Genomic DNA, 25,119 nt, shown 5'->3' on the forward strand with positions numbered 1-25,119 from the left:
GACGGACCACGATCCGGCTGAGAGAATCGAATGCTTTAACAAGGCTGCGGCGATGTTTGAAACCCTCTACCTCGGCCTGCGCACAGACCGGGGAGTTGATGACAAAATGTTCTCCAGCCGGTTCGGCTGTACAGTCAACGAAGCTTACCCCGAAGCAGTCGAACATTGCGGTGCCAGGATTGAGCGGAATGAGGGTTTCTGGCGACTCGATATCGAAGGCTGGCTGCTATTCAATACCCTTCTCGCCCGTTTCGATTAAACACCACAAAAACTCCGGATAATACCTCGTAAAGCCTTGACAAAGCAGGGGGCCATTGCTATGTTGAAACCGTTAGCACTCGAACGCATTGAGTGCTAACAAGGGCTGGCCGGTCGGACCGGCTTCAGTTTTTACAGGGATTTGCATGATATGAGCAACGAACTGAATGATCGCGGACGGGCGATTCTCGAAGCAATCGTTGATGACTACATTGTCTCCGGGGAACCGGTCGGATCACGCGCGGTCACCAAAAGACATAATATGGATATTTCGCCGGCGACGGTACGCAATGTCATGTCCGATCTCGAGGATATGGGTTTTCTCATATCACCTCATACCTCGGCCGGCCGGGTGCCGACCGACAAGGGCTACCAGTATTATGTCGACACCCTGCTGCAGATTCGCGACTTGAGCGAACTGGAAAAACAGACGATCGACAGTCATTATCATGGCAAAAAGGGGACGGTCGAAAGTTTATTGCAGGAGACCGGAAAGGCCCTCTCCTCGCTCTCGAATTACGCCGGTGTGGTCATGGTGCCGCGTTTCACCTCGACGGTTTTCCGGCATATCGAGTTTGTCCGGCTCTCGGACGGCAAGGCGCTGGTTGTTTTTGTCTCCCAGACCGGCATGGTTCAGAATAAACTGATCGATCTCGACAAGGAAATCAGCCAGCGCGATCTGGAAAAGATGACCAACTATCTGAACCGTAAGCTTTCCGGCATGACGATTCAGGAAGTGAAGAAGGTGATCGCCGAGGAGATGAAGCAGGAGAAGGCGCTTTACGACAAGCTGATGAAAAAGGCGCTGGAGCTTTCCGGGGCGGCCCTGGCTGAAGATATCGAGGGACAGCTTTTTATTGAGGGGGCATCGAGTTTTCTCGAGCTTCCGGATTTTGCCGAGGTCGGCAAGATGAAGAGACTGTTTCAGGCGTTTGAACAAAAAAACCATCTGATAGAACTGCTCGACAAGAGTCAGGAGGCCAGCGGCGTCCAGATTTTTATCGGCAGCGCCAACAGCTACAATCAGATCGAAGGCTGCAGCCTGGTAACGTCGAGCTACCAGAACGTTCACGGAACCATTGGCACGCTCGGTGTGATCGGGCCGAACCGGATGTCGTATTCCAAGGTCATACCGATCGTTGACTACACGGCCAGGCTGGTGAGTCGACTGCTCGAAACCGGCCTGGGTAAGGAGAAATAAAAAGGTGGGAAAAAAGAAAAAAGAGGAGAATGTTGTGGCCGAAGAAGAGAGCTGGAAATCTCCGGAAGAAGTTCCGGAAGATGCGGAAGAGAACGGGGCGGTGACAGAGTCATCTGAAGCTGATGCCGCGAGTGATGACGCAGTTGATTACCAGAGCGAAGCGCTCCACAACAAGGATCTTTATCTGCGGGCCCTGGCGGATCTCGAAAATTATCGTAAGCGGGCGCAGCGGGAAAAAGAAGATGCGATCCGTTATGCCAACAGCAATCTTCTGCGGGAGATGATCCCGGTGATTGATAACCTTGAACGGGCGGTTGAACACGCCAACGACGGCGATGATCAGGATCAGGGCCTGCTTGAAGGGGTTCAGATGACGCTTGAGCAGTTCCGTAAGGTTCTCGAAGGCTTTGGCGTCAAGATCATTGAGTCGCTCGGTCAGCCGTTCAATCCGGAATTTCATCAGGCAATGGGCGAGATGGTCACCAGCGAACATCCGCCGCACGCGGTTGCCCAGGAGATGCAGAAGGCCTATACCCTGAATGGACGCCTGCTCCGACCGGCACTGGTCATGATTGCGAAAGCACCGGAAGCAGAGACCGAAGAGCTCGGTGAGGGCGCAGATGATAATGAACCGGATTCAACTCAGGAAAACGAATAAGCGAGAAGCTTACAGAATAAACAGACCTTAAAGGAGGATGACTCATGGGTAAAGTAATCGGAATAGACCTCGGGACCACGAATTCGTGTGTCGCGGTTATGGAAGGTGGCGAACCGGAAGTCATCGCCAATGCTGAAGGAGCCCGGACGACCCCGTCGATGGTCGCCTTTGCCGAGAGCGGTGAGCGCCTGGTTGGTCAGCAGGCCAAACGCCAGGCGGTGACCAATCCGGAAAACACGCTGTTTGCGATCAAGCGTCTGATCGGCCGTAAATTTGATTCGGAAGCGGTCAAGAAGGATATCGAGATCAGCCCGTTCAAGATTATTGAAGCGGACAACGGTGATGCCTGGGTTGAAGCCCGCGGCAAGAAATACAGTGCTCCGGAAATTTCGGCGATGATTCTGCAGAAGATGAAGCAGACCGCTGAGGACTATCTTGGCGAAGAGGTTACCGACGCAGTTGTTACCGTGCCGGCCTACTTCAACGATTCGCAGCGCCAGGCGACCAAGGATGCCGGCAAGATTTCCGGCCTCAATGTCCTGCGGATTATCAACGAGCCGACGGCGGCATCGCTCGCCTATGGTCTCGATAAGAAGGAGGATGAAAAAATCGCGGTTTTCGACCTCGGTGGTGGTACCTTCGATGTCTCGATTCTTGAACTCGGTGACGGCGTATTTGAAGTCAAGGCAACCAACGGCGATACTTTCCTCGGCGGCGAGGATTTTGACCAGCGGATCATCGATTACGTTGCCGATGAATTCAAGAAAGAACAGGGAATAGATCTGCGGGGCGACAAGATGGCCCTGCAGCGCCTCAAAGAGGGTTCCGAAAAAGCAAAATGTGAGCTCTCCTCTTCCGTGGAGACCGATATCAACCTGCCGTTTATTACGGCTGACGCCTCAGGCCCGAAGCATCTCAACATCAAACTGACCCGGTCGAAGCTTGAGAGCATTTGCGAAGACCTTATTAAAAAGCTGGTTGAGCCGTGCAAGATGGCACTCAAGGATGCCGGCTTGTCGGCTTCGGATATTGATGAAATCATCCTGGTCGGTGGCATGACCCGGATGCCGGCGGTCCAGGCCAAGGTTCAGGAAATTTTCGGCAAAGCGCCGAACAAAGGGGTCAACCCGGACGAGGTTGTCGCCATTGGTGCTGCGATTCAGGGTGGTGTTCTCAAGGGCGAGGTCAAGGATGTCCTGTTGCTCGACGTTACCCCACTCTCCCTCGGCATCGAGACCCTCGGTGGCGTCATGACCAAACTGATCGAGAAAAACAGCACAATACCGTGTAAAAAGAGCCAGGTCTTTTCGACCGCTGCTGACAACCAGCCGGCCGTATCGGTTCATGTCCTGCAGGGTGAGCGCGAGATGTCGAGCGACAACAAAACGATCGGTCGATTTGAACTGGTCGGTATTCCGCCGGCACCCCGGGGCGTTCCCCAGATCGAGGTCACCTTCGATATCGACGCCAACGGTATTCTCAATGTTTCGGCCAAGGACCTCGGAACCGGCAAGGAACAGTCGATCCGCATTACCGCCTCTTCCGGTCTGAGCGAAGAGGAGATCGACAAGATGGTCAAGGAAGCCGAGGCTCACTCCTCCGAAGATCAGAAGAAACGTGAGCTGATCGAGGTTCGCAACCAGGCTGACGGCATCATCTACACAACCGAGAAGTCTCTCAAGGAGAATCCGGAAGCGGTTGATGCCGAGACCAAGAAGAAGATCGAAGACGCTGTTGCCGAATTGAAAACCGCCATGGAAGGCGATGACAAGGATGCTATAAACAGCAAAATGGAAGCCCTGGCCCAGTCGGCCCACAAGCTCGCCGAAGCGATGTATGCCAAGGCCGAAACCGAAGGCGGTACCGGTGCCGATGAGGCAGCCGGTGGAAGTGATGAAAACGTTGTTGACGCCGAATTCGAAGAAGTCGACGATGACAAGGATGAAGACAAGAATGAAGACAAGAAGTAGAACCTGTCAGTGCTGGAAGCAGCAACAGATTATGGAAGCCGGGCTTGCCCGGCTTCCTTTTAGCTGTAATACAAGGGAACCGTTTTGAGTAAACGCGATTACTACGACATACTCGGGGTCAATCGAAACGCCAGTGAGACCGAGATAAAAAAAGCCTACCGCAAGTTGGCAATCCAGTACCACCCCGACAAGAACCCGGGAGACAAGGCGGCCGAGGATAAGTTCAAGGAACTCTCCGAAGCTTACGCGATTCTCTCCGATCCGCAACAGCGGGCGACCTACGACCAGTTTGGCCATGCCGGTCTTGAAGGCGGTGGCTTTTCGTCCGGCGGCTTTAATTTTGGCGGAGCTCCTTTCGAGGATATTTTCGGTGACATTTTCGGTGATATTTTCGGTAGCAGTCAGGGTCGGCGCGGGCGCGGCCGGCGCGGTGATGATCTGCGCTATAATCTGTCGATTTCGTTTGAGGAAGCGGCCTTCGGGCTGGAGACCAAGATCCAGATTCCGCGCCACCATACCTGTGAAAAATGCGCCGGTAGCGGTGCTGCCGAAGGGACCGAGCCGAGAACCTGTGACACCTGCGGTGGTGCCGGACAGGTCCGTTTCCAGCAAGGCTTCTTTTCCCTGACCCGCCCCTGTCCGGACTGTTCCGGTGAAGGGAAGATTATCGACAAGCCGTGCAAGGAGTGCAAGGGCAGCGGTCGGACCCGGGTCAAGAAATCGATTTACCTGAAGATTCCGGCCGGGGTAGAAACCGGGACCCGCCTGAAGATGAATGGTGAGGGCGAGGTCGGAGAAAAAGGGGGGCTCCCGGGCGATCTGTATGTTGTGATTTCGGTTGACGAGCATCCGATTTTTCAACGCGAAGGGCAGGATGTGATCTGCGAGGTTCCAATCAGCTACACCCAGGCGGCTCTCGGTTGCGAACTGCAGGTGCCGACGCTCGACGGCAAAGTCAAGATGAAGGTACCGCACGGCACCCAGTCCGGTAAAGTTCTGAAGCTCTCCGGCAAGGGGATTCCCTCGTTGCAGGGTTATGGGCGCGGTGACCAGCTGGTTGTCATCCGGGTTGAAACACCGACCAAGCTGACCGCCCGCCAGAAGGAACTGCTCGAGGAGTTTGCCCGTGAAGGGGGCGAAGACGTTAATCCCCTGGGTAAAAGTTTTTTCGACAAGGTTAAGGAAATTTTTGACTGATTTATGATATGCTGTGCCTCTCTCTGGGAAGAATGATGCGCAACCTGTCCGTAAATACTTTGATTCTCCTGCTGCTTCTGGTTCTGCCGTCCGGAACAGTACGTGCCGAAGACCGGGATCTGTTTGGTGCTGAACCGCCGGTGGCCATCGATCTTCTGTCGGAAGGACTGGAGCTTTACCGGGCCGGGCAATATGAGGCGGCCCTGCCGATGCTTCAGTCGACGCTCGATGTCGAATCTGATCCGACCCGGCTCTACCAGGCCCACCTGGCGCTTGCCCGAATCTATCTCCACAAGAAAAAATTTGATGCGGCCCTCTCGGAAGTTGCGGCGATCCCGGTAGCAATGCGGGATGATGAGGCGCGCTATCTCGAAGGCCGCGCCCTGCTCGCGATCCATCTGACCGCGGAAGGGGTTGTCGCCCTGCAGGGGGTGCGTCCGGAGAAAATCGCTCCGGTTGACCGGGTGAACCGTCTGCGCGCTCTGGCCGAGGGGAATGCCGGTCTCGGGCAGTATCAACAGGCCCTCTGGTTTGCCCACCAGGCGATGCGAGGAGCTGCATCGGCCGACATCTCTGCCCTTTACGATTTTTCCCAACAGCTGGTCGATAAGAGAATCAATGGCGAACTGCTTCCGGAAATCGCTTTCATGTTTGCCGATTCACCGGTCGGTGCCGCCGCCCGGCTCCGGCTCGTCGAAAACGCGCTTGCGGATGGCGACCAGCAGCAGGCCCGGACCCAGGTCGCTCAGCTTAATATCGGATTGATTCCGGCCTCACACCGCAGCGAGGCGATTAAGCTCTATACCCGGTTGACCGGCGAGAGTTGGCTCCAGCGTGCGGTTGGCGTTGTTTTGCCCCTTTCCGGGCGTTTTTCGGCTTTTGGTAATCTGGTCAGACGGGGGATGGACCTGGCTCTGGAGATGCAGGACAACGACGAGAGCGGGGTCCGCTTCCTTTACCGTGACAGCGAAGCTGACCCGGTGGCCAGCCGCGAGGTCGTTCGCAAGTTGTCGGTCAGTGATAAAGCGCTGGCGATTGCCGGACCGATTACCGGTTCGGCTTCGGAAGCCGCTGCCGAACAGGCCCAGACCGAAAAGATTCCACTGCTCACCCTGTCGCAGAGGAGCGGCCTGCCGGAGATCGGCCCGTATGTCTTCCGCAACTCCCTGACCAGCCGATTGCAGACCCAGGAACTGGCCCGCTACGCAGTCGAGGAACTCGGAATGAGTTCATTCGGCGTACTCTACCCGGACAACCGGCTCGGCCGGGAAATGGCCCGGCTTTTTTCCGAAGAGGTCAAAAAAAGAAACGGTCTGGTCACCGATATCGAGAGTTATGGCGATGAAGATACCGATTTTGGTCGGCCGATCAAGCTTCTCAAGGGCGATGATCCGGGCTTTAACGAAGAGGAGATGAGCGAACAGGAGATCCTTGAAGATCTTTTCATTCCCGATTTCCCGCCGGTCAGCTTTGATGCCCTGTTTATTCCCGATTATGCTGATCGGATCGGCATGATCGCACCGCAGCTTGCCTATTACGGAATTGAAGATCTGCCGCTGCTCGGCATCAATGGCTGGAATTCACCTGACCTGATCCGCCTGGCCGGGCCTTTTGTCGAGGGCGCTGTTTTTGTCGACGGCTTTTTTGCCTACAGCAAATATCCGTTCGTTGAGGAGTTTGTTAATCGCTATTTTGCCAGGTACGGAGAAGAGCCGACGATTCTCGAGGCCCAGGGTTTCGATGTTGCCAATATTTTCATGACCCTGTTGAACCGTGACGATGTTCGCACCCGCGAAGACTTCCGTCTCGCCCTGAGCCAGTTGGCGAATTATCCCGGGGTGACCGGAGCAACGACCTTCAACCTGGTCGGCGATGCCGAAAAGGTCCTGTTCCTGCTAAAGGTTGAAAATGGCAACATCAGGCAGATAAACGGTCCCGACCACCTTGAGAACGAAATCCCGATCGAGGAAGGTGATGCGCTTTCTGTCGAATAGTCGATTAGCTTCCGCATCAATCCCCCTGTTCCTACTGTTGCTCACGGCATTGGCCTGCAGTCCGCTGTCTGGCGGGCCAGAAACGCCCGGAAGCTCTGCCGTTACAACCGGGGTGACCGGATCTGTACTGAAAAAGGACGGAACCGCCGCCGTCGGAGCCTATGTCTACGCCTACCGTTCGGCCAAAAATGGTTTGCGTGGCCCGGCTGATTTCGCGGCCCGGGTCGATTCCGCCGGCAACTATTTCCTCGATCTTGTCGAAGGCGATTACCATCTGGTCGCCCGCCTGCGCAAAAAAGGTGCTGACTCCGGACCGCCCCGACCGGGTGATGCCTGGGCCCTGTTTGCCAAAAACCCCCTGACAATCGGAGCCGCAAAGGTCGAACAAGTCAATTTCCTGTTGCAGGGCGGTGCCCTGCCGCGCCAGGCACGAAAAGGGAGTCTGACCAGCGGTGATACCGGTTTTACCGGGCTTCTGGTTGACCAGAACCGGGAGCCCCAATCGGGAGCACTGGCGCTTGCTTACCGGACAGCCGAATTCCACCGGATGCCGGATTGGACATCGATGCCGGCTGGTCCCGGCGGTCGTTTCACTCTCTTTGTGCCGAATGGCGGAGTCTACTGCCTGGCGGCCCGGATGAGTAGCCGTGGTCAGCCCCGGGCCGGTGAACCGTATGGGCGTCTCGGCCCGGGTGAAGAGAGTTGTCGGGAGATCTCGGACGGGGAAATGCTTGAAGTCGGCGAGATCGTTCTGCAGCCTTACCGCTGAATCAACAGAATGATTTCGGGTAACGAGGTTCAAAGGAGACGAACCATGCGCTTCCATTTTATATTACTCATTGTTATTCTTCTTTTCCTGTCGGGATGTCAGACCATGGAAGGTCTCGGCAAGGATATGAAAAAAGCCGGAGAGTGGGTCGAAGACAAGGCGGGAAAATAATAACCGTGACAGCAGGGAGGACAGGTTGAACGAGGAAAGTCTGCTGACAGCATTTGACAACCACAACGGACCGGGAGTCATCGCGAGCTCTGACGGCAAGGGCGAGGTCAACGCCGCGGTATTCGGTTCGGTTCGCCGACTCGATGATCAGCACGTCGCGATGGCTCTTGGCGAGGGTCGAACCCTGGATAATCTCAAGGTCAACGGCCGGGCCGTCTACCTCTTTTACCGCGAAGGGAAAACCGTACTCGAATGGCAGGGCGCCCGCCTCTATCTCGATGTCGTCCGTTTTGAAGATGAAGGAGGCCTGTTTGCGAGTCTGGTTGCCGAGGCCGAGCAGCAGGCCGGTAAAATGGCGGCCCGGATGCTCCGATGTGCTGTCGTCTTCCGAATCGATTCGGTGCGCCCGCTGATCGACTTCGGAGCCTGACGAGATCTCTGGTCTGTTTACAAGGATAACCTGGCAAGGTACAATCGGGGTCCGACTGAAGGTGCCTGATCCATTTTTTCAAAATAGGCAGAAATGACCATACTAAGATGAAGATACTCCTCGTAAACCCACCCAACAGCGGCCGATCGATTCCGGAAGAAAACTACGGCATTACCTCAGTCAAGCAGATCTTTCGCGGTGAGCCGTTGGCCCTCGAGGTCCTGGCCGGCAACCTGCCGGAGCACGATCTTGAAATTCTTGATCTCAAGGTTGAGCCGGGCCGTCTCGGCGAAGTGATGACTTCGTTCTCTCCGGATCTGGTCGGCTTCACCGCTATGACCTGTGAAGCGCAGGCCGTGCTCAAGCTGGCGGCCGAGGTGCGCCAGACGAGCCAGGCGGCTATCGTTGTCGGTGGTGTTCACGCTTCGGCTGACCCCGATTTTTTCAACCGGGAGGAGATCGACTGGATCGTTGTCGGCATCGGCAAGCAGAGCTTCCGGGAACTGGTAGATGGGCTTGCAAAAGGGGACGCAGAGTTCACTGTTCCGGGCATTGCCAGAGTCACTCCGGATGGCCCCCTGCAGTACCAGCCGCGCACTTACAGCAGCAAGGATATGGTCGAAGATGTAGCGCCCCGCTACGACCTGGTTGAGCGCTACCGTTCCGACTACTACCTGGAGAGTCTCGGCATAGAACTCGGTTTCGTCAACTCGGCCGCCGGCTGTCCATACGACTGTTCGTTCTGTTGTATCTCACCAATAACCGGCGGCACGTATCTGACCGTTTCTGCCGATACGGTGATTCGCGATATTAAAACGCTACCGACCCCGGTGGTCCGGCTGGTCGATGCCAACACCTTTGGCAACCCGAAACACGCGCTGGCGCTGGCCGATGCCATTGAAGCGGCCGGCATCCGCAAGCAGTTTCTCGCCGATGTCAGGTCCGACTCGGTGGTGCGGTATCCGGAGATGATGGAGCGCTGGAAGCGGATTGGTCTGCGCGCCGTTGTCATTGGATTCGAAGAGATCGACGATAACGCCCTCGGCGCAATGAACAAGGAAAACAGCGCCCTGATCAATCAGCAGGCGATCGAAATCCTGCACCGGATCGGCATCACAATTGTTGGTGACTTTATTATCTCGCCCGACTATACTGAGGCGCAGTTTGACCGGCTCGGTGCTTTTGTCCGGACACAAAAAATCGAGCTGCCGATGTATACGATCCTGACGCCTTTGCCGGGAACCCGGCTTTACCAGGAGATGAAGGATCGTATCAGAATTCATGATCTTGACTACTACACCCTCACTAATGCTGTTCTGCCGACCAGGCTCGATGAAAAGATCTTTTATCAGCGCTACGCAGATTTATTGGTCGAGGGCCATAAAACAGCGAAGGTTTGATATCGAGCATGTCTGTTTTTATTACTGATCTGGCTTATTTTCTGCCGAACGATCCGGTCTCCAACGAGCAGATGGAGAGCATTCTCGGGATGGTCAACGAGCTACCCTCCCGCACCCGCCGGATTATCCTGCGCAACAACGGAATCAAGTCGCGATATTATGCGATTGACCCGGAAACCGGTGCAGCAACCCACACCAATGCCCAGTTGGCGGCCGAAGCTGTCCGTCGGCTCAAGCCACATAGCGGTTTTACGGTCGAAGAGATCGAGTGTCTCTGTTGCGGTACTTCGATGCCGGACCAGATGATGCCCGGACACGCGCCGATGGTGCATGGTGAAATTGGTGGCTCACCCCTGGAGGTGGTCAGCACCTCGGGAGTCTGCCTCTCGGGGATTACTGCACTCAAGTATGCCTGGATGAATGTTGCGACCGGACAGAGCCGCAATGCCGTCGCGACCGGCTCCGAGCTGGCATCGATTTCGATGAAGGCGCGGCAGATGAAGACGATCAGCGCCGAAAAAATCGCCGCCCTCGACAGCGATCCTGCGCTTTCTTTCGAGGAGGATTTCCTGCGCTGGATGCTCTCCGATGGGGCTGGCGCCGCCTACCTGAGCAAGGAGCGCCCGGACGATGACCGCCCTGTCCTGCAGATCGACTGGATCGATATTTATTCGTTTGCCCATGAGTTCGAAGCCTGCATGTATATGGGCGCCAACAAGCTGGAAGACGGGACGCTCAAGAGCTGGCGGCAGTACGAACCGCTTGAAGCCATCCGCAACGGTGTCTTCAACGTCAAGCAGGATGTCAAGCTCCTCAACGCCGAAATCATTCCGACTGCGGCCCGGCGGACCATGCCGCTGATCATGGAAAATCGGAACCTCAGGCCGGAGCAGATTGACTGGTTCCTGCCGCATTACTCGTCCAACTATTTCCGCAAGCCGTTGAAAGAAGGGCTCGATCAGATCGGCATGAATATCCCGGAGGAGAAGTGGTTTACCAACCTGGTCAAAAAAGGTAATACCGGTTCTGCTTCGTTCTACATCATTCTCGAAGAGATGTTCAAGACGGGCCGCTTGAAGAGAGGCGAAAAAATTCTCTGCTTTATTCCGGAGAGTGGACGCTTCTCGATCGGATATGTGCAGATGACGGTTGTCTAGATTGCCGCGATATGAATATTTAAAAAGGGGTCTGAATTGAATCAGACCCCTTTTTTATGGTTCTTCGCAGATGAGAGTGAATACAATGTTAGAGTTCTCCTTCAGCAGGCTCAGGAGAGGCAAGAAAAGTCAGGACGGTCGTTCGATACCGGCGGTCTTGATTGGTCGAATGGGGGCATTTCCCGAAGTTCAGGGAGGTGTCCCCTGAAGTGTCGGATTGCAGAAAAGAGTTTCCTAAAGACAAGGAAACCGCGCGGTCGCGGCCGCGCACTCCGCCATACTCTTTTATTAAGCCATAAAAGAGTATGCAGAAAACGGCTCCCTTGCAGGGGGCTTTTTTGTTCGGTCTGAATTTTTTCTGTTCAATATGCTGCCAGGGAGTTCGCCTTGAGGCGAACGCGGTTCGTCGCTGTGGCGGTTGCGATCGGGCTACGCATTATTGATGCAGGGTAAAAGGGGCGACCTCAAGAGCTCCGGGGGTGAGTCAAAATCATAATTGGATTCCTCCTTCGGCTACTTCGGCGAGCTCAGTACAAGATAACTCGGGACAGGCAAGAAAAGTCAGGAGCAGGCCGGGCGATACCGGCGAACTGGAATGATGATTTCATGGTGAGATTGGAAAAGTCTGGCGGTCTTTGGGTGCGCACAATTTATTCCCGATAAAACGCGATGAACCTTTTTTTGTTGTCGCCCTGACCCGGTTCGGCGCTTCTTGTCCGTGCTCCTGCCGCAACTGTCGAGGCCTTTACAGCGCGGGTCAATGGTCAGTCCAAGGACTACAGATGACCGTCCGCTCAGGCCGGACGGTTCTCTCGTATGTAGTTTGCCAGCGCGGTCAGGGATTGCAGGACTTCGCGACTGGTATTTTCGTTAGCAATTCGGACGCCGTAGGTTTTTTGCACGGCGACGACGATTTCGACGGCGTCGAGAGAATCGAGGCCGAACGGTGAATCGGGGCCGATCAGCGGCCGGTCATGGGGGATTTCATCCGGCTCGGCGTCGTCAACATTGCAGAAATCGATGATCAGGTCGATCAGTTCTCGTTCGAGGTTATCACTCATCGTTCAACTCCAGGCTAATCAGTTGCCGCGCCGGCGGTGTCGAAATACCGTCGAGGCGATCAAGATGCAGACCAGGAAAAATCCGCCGAGTGCTGCGACCCGGGGGAATACGCTGGTCAGGTTACCATTACGCACAAAAATATCAAGAAAGGCATCGAGGCCCCAACCAAGCGGCGAGACGATGCTGAGATTCTGCATGACCTTCGGCATGACATATACCGGGACCATAACGCCACCGAGTGCGGCAGCGATCACGACCGAGACGGCACCAAAGGTTGATGCCTGATCGTAGCTCCGGGCCAGGGTCCCGACCAGGATGCCGTAACCGCAGGCGGCCAGGGCCGCCGCCAGGGCGACCGCCATCAGGGCAAAGGGGGCGGAACCGAGTTCTAGAACCGGGGTGCCGAAGCGGGGCAGGATATAGAGGCCGACCGCCAGCATCAGGCCGAACTGGACCATGCAGATCAGAAGATAGGCGATCACCTTGCCGAGCAATAGCGAGCTGTTGGCAACCGGCATGGTCATCAACCGGGCCAGGGTTCCTTCCTGGCGCTCCCGGATCAGGGTTCCGGCGAGCGGGATAACGATGAAGAACATCCCGAACAGCGTCCAGGCCGGGACATTTTGCTGAACCGAGGTCGGCAGGGTTGAATATTTACCCGGGTAAGCCGATTCTTCCTGCAACTCGATCAGGGAACTGGTTGCCCAGCCGCTCGACAGTTGCGGCAGTTCGACTGCAATACCGCCGCCATAGGCCGCCATCTCACGATCGATACTCTCCTGTAGTTTGATCGGTAGCAGACGGCTGAGCGCTTCGCCCTTGCGTGCGATTTCCAGGCCGAGCAGGCCGCGGTAGAGCGCATTGGTCACCGCCGTCCGGTAGACGCCGCGAACCGTCGGATCGAAATAAAGGGTCAGCTGCTGCGGTGAGGCGTCACTGCGTTCATCGTCGAGCGCCGCCTGTATAGCTGCATTGGTGGCGGTGCCGAGCTGCCTGCTGAAATCTTTCGGGACAACGATCGCAAACTGGTAATCACCGGAAAAGACGGTCTCGCTGGCCAGTTCGGCATCGATGGCGCGGCCGGAAAACTGCTCAACCAGTTCGAGGGCGCCGGTCGTTTCGAGTTGTGCCTTAAGCTCGGCGCCGAGTTTTCCCTGGTCAAGGTTGACAAAAAGAGCCCTGGTCGCCGACTCGCCGGTTGCCCGGAAGAGATTGTCCTGGATCAGCGAGAGAACCAGGACCAGCAGCATCGGCATGACGAACAGGACCAGTAGCCCGGCCCGGTCCCGGCTCAGCAATAACAATTCTTTTTTGATGTTGGCCAGAAGAATCATGGTTTTCTCAGTCGCGGAGCTCGCGGCCGGTCAGTTGAAGAAACAGTTCTTCGAGGTTATCGGCTTCGGCCGACCCGGCGATAAGCGCGTCCGGTTTCCCGGCGGCCAGCGCCCGGCCATGGTCGATGATCACAATGTCATGACAGATCTGTTCGACCTCTTCCATATAGTGCGTGGTATAGAGCAGGGTCATGCCGGCCCGGTTCAGTTCGAGCAACCGGTCGAGAATCAGGTTGCGCGACTGGGCGTCGATACCGACCGTCGGTTCGTCAAGAAAAAGCAGCTCCGGCTCATGCAGAACCCCGACCGCCAGGTTGGTGCGGCGTTTCATACCTCCGGAAAATTCGCTCACCCGCTTGTTGGCGACAGCAGCGAGGCCGACCAGGTCAAGACATTCGTCGACCCTCTGTTCAATCCGGTTGCCTGGAATACGCAGGATCCGGGCAAAGTAGCGGAGGTTCTCCCGGGCGGTCAGGGCCGGATAGAGGGCGATATCCTGGGGAACAACGCCGATCCGGCGTCGGATCTGGTCAGCCCGGCTGGTGACGTCATGGCCAAGAACAAGTGCCTGGCCCGATGTCGGCTGCAGAAGGGTACAGAGAATCGAGATCGTCGTCGTCTTGCCGGCTCCATTCGGGCCGAGCAGGCCGAAAATTGATCCCCGGGGAATTTCGAGGTTCAGATGGTCGATCGCCGGATGATCCGACCCGGGGTAGACCTTGACCAGATCGTGCGTCGAAAGAATATTGTCGGAAGAGGCTTCTGTCAACGGTGGTCCTTTCCGGTCATTTCGATATTGCCGTTTGCAGATCAAGAAAAAGCGCCTCTTCCCGGGCTGCGCATTGCTGAAGCAGTTCAGCCAGGTTGTCAAACGAGTCCTGGATCGTCGCCCGGCCGCGGCATACCCGTGAGGCGATCAGGGCAAAGTCGCGCCAGAGATCGCCGACTTCGGTACAGCTCCGTGAGAGTTCTTCAAGCCTTGAATTTTCGAGAATCCCGGCTGCTTCCTGCAGGAAGGCGGCGTAGATAAAGCGGAAACCGCCGCCGCCGGTTCCGATCTCTTCCTGCATCCGGATAATGTGGCCGAGATGAAGAATCGTTTTCTTTTCGCCGAGCTTGTTCGGCCATTTACGCAGCTGGCGCGAGAGCAAGCGGATGCCGCGGACCCCGGCCAACGGCACCGGCGTTTTCAGCATCACCCGGCAGACTTCACGGATGCCGGCATCGACGGCTGTCGGCAGGTCGAAGCTCTCCGGCATCCTGTCGATGTAGTAGATTTTCCCCTTCGGGGCGAGGGCCCCCTTGGCAAAGCGGGCCTTGCGCAGATCAGGTGCCGGACAACGGACCGTCTCCTCGAAGATCGGATCACTGATCAGGTATTCATTACCTTCCTTGCCGATGACGACGAGGTTGTGACCGTTAAAATGGAAACGGTAGGCCGGCGGGAAAAATGGCAGCCAGAAGACTCCGGTCTGGGCACCGACCGGGGTGCCGGCGGCAAGCAGCCGGTCAAGTTCTCGCTCGGCTGCAGCCGGACTGCGGAAGGTCTGCTTCTTCACTTCGATGCCGAGGCGCCTGGTCGCTTTTCTGAAAATCGACCCCGGACCGGTCCGGAAGGTCGTCAGCGGCAGGAAATTGAGTTTGACGAACGGGACGTAGCCGAAGAACAGGCCGCCGCCGATACCGAACGCCATCGCCTCGGAACAGGGGAACCCGTGGTGGTTCAGAAGATTGGCGGTAACCCCGCTCTCGCAATGAGCAAACTGGCGATGTTGAAAATCGATCATCATCCCGATATTCCTCCCGGGGGATTGAGCTCGTCGAGTGACAGATCGGGCGCCTCCGGGATCTGCTGCAGGGTCTCGACCGAGATGCCGAACAGCTCGGCATAAGGAGTCAGGTCATCCGGGCCAAGCCTGGTGAAAACAGCCGGTTTGAGATGGCGCTTGACCCGCCAGCGGGCGATGCCGGAGTAACGGGCGAGCAGGGCCGGGTCCATCTGGTTCTTGACCATGTGGTAAGCGAGGGGGCTTTTTGCTCCCGATCTGATTTCTTCAAGCACGTCGTTGAGCTGGTCAATAATCTCTTCCCAGGCCTGACGCAGGGCGATGTTCTTCGCTTCCCAACCGACACTCGATTCGAGGGTATAGTGGCCCTGTTCGTCGACAGCGTAGTTGATTTCCCGGCAGCCGGCGTTGAGCCCGCCCTGTTGCGGTACGTCTTTTTTCTTCATCGTCTAGAACATGTAACCGAGCATCAGAAAAGCTGAATTGACACCACGGTTATCCCTGTAGAGGTTGCCGTTTGATAAATGATGCAGCCGTAGAGCGATCGTCCAGTTCTGCTCATGGCCCCGGCGGAACTCGACTCCAACCCCGGCCTGGGGATTGAAATTGAAATGCAGGCCTTGCCCCTCGACCCGGAAACCGGTGTAGATCAGGCCGACGCCGGCCTCGATATAGGGCGTCCAGTGCCGCTGCACAGGCTCAGAAAAATAGTAAAGGGCCAGCATATTCACTGCGGCCAGGCCCTTGTCCCGGCCATCGGTCGTGATTCCGGCATTCGCTTCAAACTTCAGGTAGAGCTGCGCCGGCGCGTCGTGCCAGAAGATCCGATCGTAATCGACCAGCATCTGACCCTGCAGGATGACCATGCCGAAGCGTTCGGGATCGTAGGCACGGCCGACCAGCAGACCGACTCCGTAGCGGTTCGGCCGGTATTCTTCTGCATCTCCGATCGTGGCGGTTTCGGCCCGGACCGAAACCGGAAGCAGGCCGATGATAAGGCCGAGCCAGATGATGCAGATCAGTGCGGAGCGCATCCGACCCTCACGCCGACAGGCGGATCAGACCGTAATCTCCTCCCGGTCCGAACTTGAGGCAGGAGATACCATCCTCTCCGGCGTCATCACCCGAAGCAGCCGGCGCGGCAAAGTGGCGGCCCTCTTTCAGGGAGAGGGCTGCGACCGCCAGGTCGAAACCGGCGGCGGCCGGGAAGCTGCCGTAAAGTGGGGTATAGGATGCCGCCGGTTTTCCTGCCAGGGTTTCGGCGTACCATTGGCCGCAGGCGCGGTGACCGTCGGCGCCGGCGATAATAAAGTCATTTTCGGGCAATGCGAGCGGCGCGGCGCAGTGGTTGCCAAGAGTGACCGTGTCGATATATCCGTAATCCGTCTGCTGCTCGTCGCCGCTCAGTACGAAAAAGGCAGCCCCTTCACCGACCATGGCGCTCTGCCGGTCAAAGTCGAACTGTGCCATCGGACCCTTCTCACCGTCGCCGAAAAAACTCTTGCGGCAATAGCGCAGAACATCGCAGTATTCATCGGTCGCGCCGAACAGAACCTGGTCAACCCGGCCCTCGGCCAGCCACTGCCGGGCTGTCAGCAGGGCCGAAGGGACCGACATTTCGAACTGGGTGACGGTCAGGCTCGGCGCCGTCGCCTTGAACTGCATCGAAACATGAGCGGCCGCGGCGTTGTGGACCGAGTTGGAAAAATGGGTCGGCGAACTGCACGAATAGCCGAAATCGAGGTATGAATCGAGAAAATCGAAGGTTGTCTTCAGGGCACCGTAACCGGTCGCGATGACTACGCCCATGCGCGAACGTTCGGCCTCGAGCAGATCGGCCTCCTTAAGAGCGAGGCTGGCACTGAGAAGGGTCATTTTCGAATAGTGGTCGATGCGGCGCAGGGCCCGTTTCGGGATAAATTCATCGAGTCCGTCGATCGCGGCGCGGTAGCAGGGGAAACGGTCGATCTTGCCGTTGCGCTCGACCGCAGCACTCTGCGGTTCTACCTGCCCGGCCTGCAGGGCCTGGTGCAGCGCTTCGCTGCCCTGACCGAAGCCGCCGGAGATCCCGATACTCTGAATCGCCATCCGCATATCAATCATCCCCCTTGCCGAGAATCAGAACCGCATTGTTGCCGCCGAAGGCGAGCGATTCCGACAGCGCGAAGTCGCCATCGATCTGCATTCTTTCGGTGACCGGTGTACCACTGACCTCCGGGTCGGCATCGCTAAAGCCGATATTCGCCGGCAGCTCGCCGCGGCGCAGGGATGCGACACTGAAGACCGCCTCGATGCCGCCGGCAGCGCCGAGGGTATGGCCGGTATAGCCCTTGGTCGAGAGAAACGGGACGCCGGGGAGCATCGCCGCGAGAACGCCGCTTTCCACCTTGTCATTATCCGGCGTGCCGGTGCCGTGGGCATTGACAAATGCGATCTGCTCCGGGGCGATACCGGCGGTGGCAAAAGCCTCGTTCATCGCCTGCTTGAGGCCGGCGCCATCCGGTCGGGGTGCGGTCAGGTGATAGGCATCACAGGCCGAACCGTATCCGACAACGGTGCCGCGGGCCTTCCTGTCGCCACCGACGGCAGCGCTCTCAAGGATCATGATGCCGGCCCCTTCGCCGAGATTGAGCCCCTTGCGGTTGATATCGAACGGTTTGCACGGCGCCGTATCGGTGATCATCAGCGAGCTGAAGCCGGCATAGGTGACCCGCGAGAGCTCGTCGGCGCCGCCGGCGATAACGATGTCGCAGGCGCCGGCCCGCAGCCACGCGGCGCCGATGCCGATCGCATCGGTGCCGGATGAGCAGGCGTTGACCACGGTCTGGGTCGGCCCGTCGAGCTTGAGCTGGCGGGCGATGACCGCCGCCGGGTTGCTCCGCAGGAAGCGTTCGATGATGTCCATTTCCGGGTCGTCGCCATCCTTGTAGGCGCGATAGAAGTCGTCGCAGTTGAGGGCGCAGCCGACGGTCGTGCCGATACAGACCCCGACCTTCTTGCCGCGCAGCGACGCTGCGTCCCAGCCGGCGTCGGTCAGCGCCTCGAGAGCGGCGGCGAGAGCGAGCTGGCTGGTCCGGGCATAAACCTTCTCCTGGTCGTCGAGCGGCAACTTGAATTCATCGCGCAGCTCGAGCACCGGGTAGCTCGCCGGGTGATCGGTCGAAAAGCGGAATGGCGGCTGCGGGTTGCGTTCGCCGCGCAGCATGCTCTCCATGCATTCGGAGAGATTCATGCCGGCGCCGCAGAGGCAGCCGAGTCCGGTGATGGCAATGCGCCGGTTCATGGTTTACGATTTTTCCTCGATGAATGCGGCGAGGGTGTTGATCGACTGCAGAGCCGGTCTTCCTTCATCCATATCCTTGATCTCAACACCGAAATGCTTCTGCACGACGACCACCAGTTCGACCGCGTCGAGCGAGTCGAGACCGAGTCCGTCACCGAACAGCGGTTCGTCGTCACCAATTTCATCCGGGGTGACATCCTCAAGGTTCAAGTCTTCAATCAGCACCTGCTTCAGTTTTTCCTTGATGTCCATCTTTACTCCTGTTTGTCTTGCCGTATTGATTGCGGCGTCGCCGCCCACATATTGTGAAAGTTGTAAAACTGGTACGGGTAATTCCGGCTGAAGGCTTCAAGGGCCTCAGCAAATTCGCTGGCATACGGTGCGAAGGTCTCGGCTTCACGACCCGGATGATCCGGTACCCGGATGATCCGGGCAATTTCGACCTCGTAGCTGTCCGGCCCGCTCTTGCGGGTAAAGAAGATGATGACCGGGGCGCCGGTCGCCGAAGCGAGCTTGAAGGCGCTGAACGGAAGCGTTGCCCTGGCCCCGAGAAAATCAACCGAACAACTGCTTTTGTCGCTGCCGAGCAGACGATCGCCCATGACGCTGACGACATGTCCCTGCTTGAGGACTCCGAGCATCTCGAGAGTGCCGCCGAGATAACCGGTCGGGTCGATGACCCGGTAAGGAGGTTCGATCCCGGCATGTTCAAAATAATGCCGGTCGATGTCGCCATCTTCCTGTCGCATCAGCATGTGCACCGGCCGTTCGAGAAACTCGAGAACCGACATCGCAACCTGCCAGCAGCCGACGTGGGCCGTCATCAGGATCATGCCCCGGTTTTCATCCCGGATTTTCAGTAGCTCTTCGCGTCCGGCCAGGCTGACCTTGAATGATTTCGGGCCGAGGATGCCGACCACGGCCCGATCAATCAGGACCTTGCCGAAGTTGAGAATCATCCGGTAGCTGTGCCAGAGTCGTTGCCCGCCGGTTGCCCCGGGGAATCTCCGGCTCAAATAGTGGCTCGCTCGTTGCCGGGCCAGACGGCTGAACAGCACGTAGTAACCAACTACGAAATATAACACAAAATAGGCCGCACGACGGCCGCCAATTTTTATCACCAGATAAAAAAACTGGTGCTGCCAGTTCCTGCCGATGCTGCGGCTGCTCCACCGGTTATTCTGTTCAGGCTGTTTCGACATCTTTCCTCTGAACGAGTTGGGCCAGCAGAAGGGTTACAAGACCGACCAGCAGGGCAAGAACCGGGGCCAGCACCAGGGAACCGAGCAGCCATTCATAAACCCGTTCAAGGGCCTGATAGCCGAGGGTCTCCAGAGAGAGTTCGGTCAGCCAATGCCCGTGCCGCATGAAATAGCCGAGCTCGATGCAGAGTGCCGGCACGATCGGCGGCATGCAGAGCTGGCTGCTGCTGACCGCCGCCACCTTGTTCAGGCGGAAAAAGCCGCAGACCATGAGGATGATCACGGTGTGGCAAAAAATAAGCGGCAGGGCACCGAGCAGGACACCGACCCCGGCAGCGACGGCGAGGCGTTGCGGGGTGCTGTTCTCCTGCAGCAGCTGCCGGATCGAACGCAGCGGGTGGATGACCGAAACGGTCCTCGGCTGTCCCTTGTCCGTCTGCTCGATAATTTTCCGGTGCGGCCACGGGATAATCGAACGGCCGGTCAGGTGGGTATTGAGCAGGGTCAGGCGCCAGTTGTCGAGGAACCGGCGGAAATGTGAGATCCGTTGATCAGCCGGCGGGTAATAGACTGAAATATCGAGGTCACGCAGTTCCAGCCCGGCCCAGGCCGAACGGACCAGCACCTCGACTTCAAAGTTGTAGCGGCAGCACCAGAATTTCAGGTGTTCGAAGATCATCAGCGGGTAGGCACGAAAGCCGCTCTGACTGTCCTTGAGCTGGCAGCCGGTCTGGACGCGGAGCCAGAAGTTGGAAAATTTCCGGCCAAAACGGGATGATCCGGGAATCGAGGCCTGGTCGAAGTCGCGATGACCGACGATCAGCGCCTGCGGATGTTGCTCGATAGCGGCCAGGAAACGAGGGAGGTCGGCCGCGGCGTGCTGGCCATCGGCGTCGATCGTGATCATGTGGCTGCAGCCCTGCTCAAGCCCCCATTTTGCAGCGGTCTGTAGAGCCGCCCCTTTGCCGAGATTGCGCGGGTGCCGGATCAGGTCAACCGGCAGGCCGGTGAGGGCCGCGGTGACGTCGTCACTGCTGCCGTCATCGACAACCAGGACCCGGTCATGTTGTGCAAGCACACCCTCGACCACGCCCCGCAGGGTTGCCGCATGGTTATAAACCGGCACCGCGACAAATATGTCAGTTCGCTCAACGGCCATAACGCTTGTTACTCACTGCGAAGCGGAGGAATTGGCCGGCATTGGCAATGAACCGGCGCCAGCTGTCGGGCGATTTCCAGAGCATACTCAGATAGCCGAGCAGCACCCGGTTCCGCTTGAAATGGTTTTTGTAGAATTCGATAAACAGTTTCTCAAGCTGTTGTTCCTCCATGCCGTGCGGCACGAACTGGAAATGCATGCAGTCCATCTTCGGCCAGTCTTCATCGAAAGCTCCGAGTTCGTGAATGTTCTCGTAGATCGGCGAGCCGGGAAACGGGGTGAACTTGGCGAGATTGAAGTCATCGATCGGCAGGGAGTAGACGTAATCCATACTCCGCCGGATCGACTCTTCGGATTCACCCGGCAGCCCCATCATCAGCAGACCCTTGGTCCGGATGCCGCACGATTTGATGGTGCGGATGGTAGTGGCGAGCAGATCGAGGTTGGCGTTCTGTCGATGTTGGGCCAGTAGTGCCTCGTCACCGCTCTCGATGCCGAGGCTGACCATCCAGCAGCCGGCTTTCTTCATCAGCTGCAGCAGCTCGTGGTCGACATGTTCGGCCCGCACCGCGCAGTTGTAGGTCATGCCGAGCGGCTGGTCGATCATCAGTCGGCAGAACTGCTCGACCCGCTGGCGCTGGAAGGTGAACTGATCGTCATAAAAGTTGATATGGCGGATTCCGAAGCGTTGCTTCAGGTACTTGAGATGCTCGTAAAGGTACTCCGCCGAATTGAAACGGAAGCTCCGCTGAAAGACGCTGCGGTCACAGTAGCTGCAGCTGTAGGGGCAGCCGCGGCTCGAGATGCAGCTGCTGTTCGGCGCCTTCGGGTAGTTGAAGATCGGCAGCTTGTAGGCATCGGGGTAGCCTTCAAGTTTTTCATAGGCCGGGAACGGCAGTTCGTCGAGGACCAGAGCGTCGTTGCGGTAGCCGTTGTTGACGATTGCTCCGTCGGTGTCGCGCCAGACGACGCCGCCAATGTCGCGCGGCGGCTCACCGGCGAGCTGCGCCAGCTCGATCATCGTCTGTTCCCCTTCGCCGATAACGGCGTAGTCGATGACCGGGGAGAATTCGAGGACCTTCTCCTGGAGCGCCGAGACGTGGGCGCCGCCGAAGGCGGTCCTGATCTCCGGCAGCTCCATCTTGGCAAGCTCGGCCAGGCGGACCGAATCGTGAAAGCTCGCCGTCGTACAGCTGAAACCGATCAGGGCCGGTTTGTGCTCACGCAACAGTTCGAGCAGACGGCTGTCGGCATCGGGATGGGCATAACAGTCGAGGATGCTGCTGTTCAGCCCCGCCTTGTCGAGGCAGGCGGCGATACTCGCCAGTCCGAGCGGCGGCATAATGTTCGCCTTGCGCGAGATGTCGTTGGCGGCGGCATCGACCTGGTAGCCGAGGGGGTGAACCAGCAGAATATTTTGAGCGTTTAAAGTTGCCATGTTTTGATTATGCGGAGCCTTCTTTTGGAAAGCGGACCAAACTGTTCCACATCAGCCCGCGTAAGCCGAAGTTCTTCATCACCTCAAGCCGTATGGTCCCTTCCGACGGCGGGAAAATCCGGTTCTTCTGTCCGTGGAATCGGGTCTTGATCGTCGCCTCCATCTTCTCGCGATCGATCTTCGGCGAAAAATAGTAGACCGGCTTGAGCAGCGAGGTTTCGGCTGTGATCACGCCATCGTCGATTGCCCGTTGGTGCAGCGGCGAGTCGGGGTGGATGCGGATGCCGGAGAAGCCAAAGACGACCGATGCCCCGAGCCTGTCCATGTTGTCGAGCCCTTCGGCCAGGGTGTCGTCATCCTCTTCCGGGCCACCGAATATGACGAAGTGGGCGGCCGCCATTCTTTCGGCAAGGCAGGCCTCGTTGATCGCCAGAACCTCGGCAAAGGTCAGCTTCTTGTCAAGCCCGGCCAGGGTCCGGTCGCAGCCGGCGTCGGGACCGAGCTCAAGGGCGTAAAGACCGGCCCGCTTCATCAGCTGCAGCTCGTCGCGGCCAAACCCCTGTGGCCGGAAATAGGCCGACCATTCAATTCCGATATCGTTGCGGATCATTGCTTCGCAGAGTTTGAGGTATTCGCCCTGCGGGTCGTTGAAGACCGAATCGGTGAAGAAGATGCGCTCGACGCCGTGTTTCTCCTTGAGGGATTTAAGCTCCCTGATCACCAGCTCCGGATCGCGGCGGCGAAAGCTGTTCCCTTCGAGGTGCGGGTACGAGCAGTAGGTGCAGCGGTACGGACAGCCGCGCTTGGTCTGGAGGTTGAGCATGCCGCTCTGTTCCAGGTAGAACGGCGCCAGCTCCGGGTCGAACAGCGGCGTGCTGAAGGCGTTGCCGTCGAGCGGTGCCGCCCGTTCGATCACCTGCGGAACCTGCTCGCCCCGGGCCAGTTTTTCGACCAGCTGCGGCAGAGCGACTTCCCCTTCACCGATAATCGCGTGGTCGACTTCGAGGTAGCTTGCGATCTCCTCCGGCATAATGGTCAAAGCCGGACCGCCGACAACGATCGGAGCCGGGCAGAATTCCCGGATCGCGGCAACCAGGGTTTTGACCCGGGCCAGATACCAGGCGTCCTCGCCGGAGAACGAGTCGACGTTATCGATATTGCGCAGCGAGATCGAGATCAGATCGGGCATAAATGTGGTGATCCGGGATCGGAGTTTTTCAATATCATCGCCGTTGACCAGGCAGTCGTATTGTTCGACCTCGTGCCCGGCCGCCTTGACCGCACCGGAAACGACCGCCATACCGAGCGGATAGACCGGGTAGGGATCGACGGTAACATTGCTGGAGATGAAAAAAACGCGACTCATGCGGTTTCCTTTTTGAACTGGCGCCGTTTGCGCGGCTCGTAGCGGCGGTAGGTACCGTCCTCGATTTCCCGGCGGATCACCTGCTCGAACAGTTTGCCCATCTTCAGGGCGTGGCCGCTGTCGGCGTTGAAGGTGTCCCAGGCATAGTAATACAGCTCCTGCAATTTCTCCGGGGTCATCTGTTTCGGCTGGAAGACGACCTTGTCGGCGGTGTACCTGGACCAGTCATTCGACAGAATCCGTCCTTCCTGTTCAAGCTTGCGCCGGATTGGTGAGTGCGGGAACGGCGTCATAATCGTGAATTCGGCGACGTCGAGTTCGATCTCGATCAGAAAGTCGACGAGCCGCTTGATATCGTCTTCGCTCTGGTCGTCGGTGCCGAGAATGATCGTGCCTTCGATGCCGATCCCGTGATCCTTGAGCCGCTTGACCCGGTTGCGGATGACGTCGGAGGTGTCGAAGACTGCCTGGTAGACGTACCAGGCGCCGGCATCGGCCGCCAGCTTGAGGACCTCGTCGTCATCGAGGATCGGATGCGAGACCCACTTCTTCTTCAGCGGCGCCATCGCCTTGAACAGGTCGATCAGCCACTGCTTGTCCTGGGCCAGCGAGTTGTCGACGATGAACATCCGGTTATTGCGGATCGCCTCCATCTCGGCGATTACCTTGTCGATCGGCCGCGGCCGGAAGGCCTTGCCGCCGAGGAAGCCGGTGCAGCAGGGGAAGCAATCGAACTTGCAGCCGCGCGAGGCGTGGACGAGGTCGAGCATCTGGACGCCGCGGTAGTTGTAAAGATCGCGCTCGAGGATTTCACGTTTGGCGGTGCCGACCAGGTTGATATCGGGGTGTTTCTGCATGTAGTCGTAGACCGGTTTGAGCTCGCCCCGCTTGAAATCGTCAACGACCTCCTGGAAACGGCCTTCGACTTCGCCGAGGAAGACCGAATCGGCGTGCTGCTGAACCTCCTCGGCGTGCAGCATCGTCGAGATACCGCCGAAGATCACGGTTTTGCCCCGTTCACGGAACTCGTGGGCGATCTCGAAGGCGCGCGGCAGCTGCGAGGTCAGCATGGTCGAAATGGCGACCAGGTCGCAGTCGGCGTCAAAATCGATGGTCTGCAGGTTCTCATCGGTAAAGTTGATCGTCACCTCTTCCGGCATGGCGGCCGCGAAAACAACCGGCCCGTGTGGCGGCAGGTGGAATTCGGTTTGCCGATCAAGCTTGGGCCAGCGGGGGTATATCAGTTCCATGTTCATTGCAGCAACTCCTTGTTTTATTAATGA

Annotated in this window: 24 protein-coding genes; 10 read left to right on the forward strand and 14 right to left on the reverse strand. The window is 57.8% G+C overall.

Annotated elements, in window-relative coordinates; translation table 11 throughout:
• The 10 genes from C0623_03100 to C0623_03145 all read left to right on the forward strand — a co-directional run.
• A partial coding sequence (locus C0623_03100) for a hypothetical protein (GenBank protein ID PLY02760.1) occupies window positions 1-259 on the forward strand: 259 nt, incomplete at its 5' end.
• 150 nt (window positions 260-409) lie between these two features.
• A complete protein-coding gene (gene hrcA, locus C0623_03105; protein ID PLY02761.1) occupies window positions 410-1,459 on the forward strand; it encodes a heat-inducible transcription repressor HrcA in 1,050 nt (349 codons plus the stop codon).
• Between the two features lie 4 nt (window positions 1,460-1,463).
• Window positions 1,464-2,117, forward strand: coding sequence for a nucleotide exchange factor GrpE (locus tag C0623_03110; protein ID PLY02762.1), 654 nt, complete (start codon window positions 1,464-1,466; stop codon window positions 2,115-2,117).
• 44 nt (window positions 2,118-2,161) lie between these two features.
• Window positions 2,162-4,087, forward strand: a complete 1,926-nt coding sequence (locus tag C0623_03115; GenBank protein PLY02763.1) for a molecular chaperone DnaK — start codon at window positions 2,162-2,164, stop codon at window positions 4,085-4,087.
• Between the two features lie 84 nt (window positions 4,088-4,171).
• Window positions 4,172-5,284, forward strand: coding sequence for a molecular chaperone DnaJ (gene dnaJ, locus C0623_03120; GenBank protein PLY02764.1), 1,113 nt, complete (start codon window positions 4,172-4,174; stop codon window positions 5,282-5,284).
• Between the two features lie 8 nt (window positions 5,285-5,292).
• Complete coding sequence (locus C0623_03125) at window positions 5,293-7,278, forward strand: hypothetical protein (GenBank protein PLY02765.1); 1,986 nt, start codon at window positions 5,293-5,295, stop codon at window positions 7,276-7,278.
• A 112-nt stretch (window positions 7,279-7,390) separates the two neighbouring features.
• A complete protein-coding gene (locus C0623_03130; protein ID PLY02766.1) occupies window positions 7,391-8,047 on the forward strand; it encodes a hypothetical protein in 657 nt (218 codons plus the stop codon).
• 196 nt (window positions 8,048-8,243) lie between these two features.
• The gene (locus C0623_03135) at window positions 8,244-8,648 is read left to right on the forward strand and encodes a hypothetical protein (GenBank protein PLY02767.1); all 405 of its coding nucleotides are present in this window, start codon (window positions 8,244-8,246) and stop codon (window positions 8,646-8,648) included.
• A 107-nt stretch (window positions 8,649-8,755) separates the two neighbouring features.
• The gene (locus tag C0623_03140) at window positions 8,756-10,048 is read left to right on the forward strand and encodes a B12-binding domain-containing radical SAM protein (protein ID PLY02768.1); all 1,293 of its coding nucleotides are present in this window, start codon (window positions 8,756-8,758) and stop codon (window positions 10,046-10,048) included.
• Window positions 10,049-10,056: 8 nt separating this feature from the next.
• Window positions 10,057-11,205: a hypothetical protein gene (locus C0623_03145; protein PLY02769.1), complete on the forward strand. Its 1,149-nt coding sequence runs from the start codon at window positions 10,057-10,059 to the stop codon at window positions 11,203-11,205.
• A gap of 794 nt (window positions 11,206-11,999) precedes the next feature.
• Here the strand turns inward: C0623_03145 and C0623_03150 are convergent.
• The 14 genes from C0623_03150 to C0623_03215 are packed head-to-tail and all read right to left on the reverse strand — an operon-like array spanning window position 12,000 to window position 25,092.
• Window positions 12,000-12,266 (reverse strand): acyl carrier protein, encoded by a 267-nt coding sequence (locus C0623_03150; GenBank protein PLY02770.1) that lies wholly within the window; start codon window positions 12,264-12,266, stop codon window positions 12,000-12,002.
• A gap of 18 nt (window positions 12,267-12,284) precedes the next feature.
• Window positions 12,285-13,601: an ABC transporter permease gene (locus tag C0623_03155; protein ID PLY02771.1), complete on the reverse strand. Its 1,317-nt coding sequence runs from the start codon at window positions 13,599-13,601 to the stop codon at window positions 12,285-12,287.
• Window positions 13,602-13,608: 7 nt separating this feature from the next.
• Window positions 13,609-14,346 (reverse strand): ABC transporter, encoded by a 738-nt coding sequence (locus tag C0623_03160; GenBank protein PLY02804.1) that lies wholly within the window; start codon window positions 14,344-14,346, stop codon window positions 13,609-13,611.
• A 40-nt stretch (window positions 14,347-14,386) separates the two neighbouring features.
• Entirely contained in the window at window positions 14,387-15,391 is a 1,005-nt protein-coding gene (locus C0623_03165; GenBank protein ID PLY02772.1) for a peptidase, read from the reverse strand.
• Window positions 15,388-15,834 (reverse strand): hypothetical protein, encoded by a 447-nt coding sequence (locus tag C0623_03170; GenBank protein ID PLY02773.1) that lies wholly within the window; start codon window positions 15,832-15,834, stop codon window positions 15,388-15,390. Before C0623_03170 ends, C0623_03165 begins: the two co-directional genes overlap by 4 nt.
• A gap of 3 nt (window positions 15,835-15,837) precedes the next feature.
• A complete protein-coding gene (locus C0623_03175; protein PLY02774.1) occupies window positions 15,838-16,422 on the reverse strand; it encodes an acyloxyacyl hydrolase in 585 nt (194 codons plus the stop codon).
• Window positions 16,423-16,429: 7 nt separating this feature from the next.
• The gene (locus C0623_03180; protein PLY02775.1) at window positions 16,430-17,491 is read right to left on the reverse strand and encodes a beta-ketoacyl synthase; all 1,062 of its coding nucleotides are present in this window, start codon (window positions 17,489-17,491) and stop codon (window positions 16,430-16,432) included.
• Entirely contained in the window at window positions 17,484-18,671 is a 1,188-nt protein-coding gene (locus C0623_03185) for a beta-ketoacyl-[acyl-carrier-protein] synthase family protein (GenBank protein ID PLY02776.1), read from the reverse strand. The genes C0623_03180 and C0623_03185 overlap by 8 nt, the downstream gene beginning before the upstream one ends.
• A gap of 3 nt (window positions 18,672-18,674) precedes the next feature.
• Window positions 18,675-18,923, reverse strand: coding sequence for an acyl carrier protein (locus C0623_03190; GenBank protein ID PLY02777.1), 249 nt, complete (start codon window positions 18,921-18,923; stop codon window positions 18,675-18,677).
• Between the two features lie 2 nt (window positions 18,924-18,925).
• Complete coding sequence (locus C0623_03195) at window positions 18,926-19,873, reverse strand: lipid A biosynthesis acyltransferase (protein ID PLY02778.1); 948 nt, start codon at window positions 19,871-19,873, stop codon at window positions 18,926-18,928.
• Window positions 19,857-21,032 carry a DUF2062 domain-containing protein gene (locus C0623_03200; GenBank protein PLY02779.1) on the reverse strand — a complete coding sequence of 392 codons (1,176 nt, stop codon included), beginning with the start codon at window positions 21,030-21,032 and terminating at the stop codon, window positions 19,857-19,859. Before C0623_03200 ends, C0623_03195 begins: the two co-directional genes overlap by 17 nt.
• Entirely contained in the window at window positions 21,022-22,470 is a 1,449-nt protein-coding gene (locus C0623_03205; GenBank protein PLY02780.1) for a B12-binding domain-containing radical SAM protein, read from the reverse strand. Before C0623_03205 ends, C0623_03200 begins: the two co-directional genes overlap by 11 nt.
• Before the next feature lie 7 nt (window positions 22,471-22,477).
• Entirely contained in the window at window positions 22,478-23,836 is a 1,359-nt protein-coding gene (locus C0623_03210) for a lipid biosynthesis B12-binding/radical SAM protein (GenBank protein ID PLY02781.1), read from the reverse strand.
• On the reverse strand, window positions 23,833-25,092 hold the full coding sequence (locus tag C0623_03215; GenBank protein PLY02782.1) for a radical SAM protein: 1,260 nt from the start codon (window positions 25,090-25,092) through the stop codon (window positions 23,833-23,835). The genes C0623_03210 and C0623_03215 overlap by 4 nt, the downstream gene beginning before the upstream one ends.
• Window positions 25,093-25,119: the final 27 nt, after the last annotated feature.

The organism is Desulfuromonas sp., from assembly GCA_002869615.1.
Lineage (GTDB): Bacteria > Desulfobacterota > Desulfuromonadia > Desulfuromonadales > UBA2294 > BM707.